The 1,402-nt window shown below is 56.8% G+C and carries 2 pseudogenes; both read left to right on the top strand.

The features are described 5' to 3' along the window. Positions 1-823: pseudogene (locus EJP87_RS18145) on the top strand (hypothetical protein); the annotation flags it as partial. Between the two features lie 227 nt (positions 824-1,050). Beyond that, positions 1,051-1,402, top strand: a pseudogene (locus EJP87_RS16395) (hypothetical protein); the annotation flags it as partial.

The raw sequence follows: 1,402 nt of genomic DNA, 5'->3' as shown, positions 1-1,402 counted from the left end.
CTCCATTTTTGAACTGTTGGCACCACCAGCAGATGCTTCCCAGCCGCTCCACTCCAGTCTGGCCGTTCTTGCCACTCTGGACAGCAATCATGATGCTCTCATCAGCGCAGCCGACAACGCTTTTGCACAGTTGCTGTTCTGGCAGGATCACAACCGGGATGGCCTCAGTAGTCCTGATGAGCTGCAGAGAGTGGCAGATCTCTCCATCAGCAGCCTCTCCCTCAACGCCGAGCCGCTTGCGCCGCTGACCATCAATGGCAACACCTTGACCGCCTATTCCGTGGTGACCTTTGCCGATGGTCATCATGGCAGCATGGCCGAGGTGCAACTGGATTATGCCCCTGTCTCACTGCCGCAGCAGCCACTGAGCACGCCTGAGCCGAAAGCGGGCTCCCTGGCCGAGCTGCTCAACTGGGAGGGGGTTGCCTTGCAGCGGCAAGGCAACAGTCTGCAACTGGTGGAAAACAACAGCTCTCTGGATCTGACCGCTCTGTTGGCAAACCCGGCCCTGGCCGACATCGAGCAGATCACGATGGATGGTGCAGGCAAAAATCAGTTGCTGGTGCGGGATCTGTTGGATCTGGCCAGCCCCGGACATCCCCTCCAAATTGATGGTGATCCAGGTGATTTGCTGGCGGTCCAACAGAGCATCGATACTGTTTTGGCCCGCCACGCCACACTGCAATGGCAGGGGACCACTTATCACAGCGACGCCAGCGGTCATACAGAGATCCATGGCGAAAGCTATCTGGTGCAACAAAGCTCGGACGGACTGCATACAGTAATGATCAACGATCAGGTCATGATTAATTGGTTACGTTAATCAAGAAAGATGGCTGTACCCCAGGGCAACTGCATTTGAAAATCAAACAATTATTATGGAGGTCCAGGAGGAGATTATCTCCTCCTGGCAGGTGCAGGACGGAGTCCTGCATGTAGCGGCGTTTCACCAGAAGCGAATGCGAAGCATTCGCGCACGCCGCGACAATCGGTGCCCCGCAGGGGCACTCTAGCAACTCTCTGACCATCGAAGGGGATGCCGGAGATCGGGTGCAAGCGGGCACCGGTTGGAGCGATGATGGCAGCGCCGATGGCTATCACACCTATCACAAAGGTGAGGCGGTATTGCACATTGCCGATGCGCTCACCTTTTGCCAGGCCGATCCGCTGCTGCTAGATCTCGATGGAGGGGGTCTGCATCTGTCGCGTCGTGAGGATGGGGTGCTTTTTGACATGGATGGGGATGGACAACTGGAGCAAAGCGGCTGGATTGCCGAGACCACTGGATTTTTGCTCTGGGATGGCAACGGCAATGCCCAGGTGGACTCCATTTTTGAACTGTTGGCACCACCAGCAGATGCTTCCCAGCCGCTCCACTCCAGTCTGGCCGTTCTTGCCACTC

The organism is Candidatus Magnetaquicoccus inordinatus (genome assembly GCF_004217665.1).
Taxonomy (GTDB): domain Bacteria; phylum Pseudomonadota; class Magnetococcia; order Magnetococcales; family Magnetaquicoccaceae; genus Magnetaquicoccus; species Magnetaquicoccus inordinatus.
The sequence above is the reverse complement of the archived record's forward strand: the minus strand, read 5'-3'. Positions and strand labels throughout refer to the sequence as shown.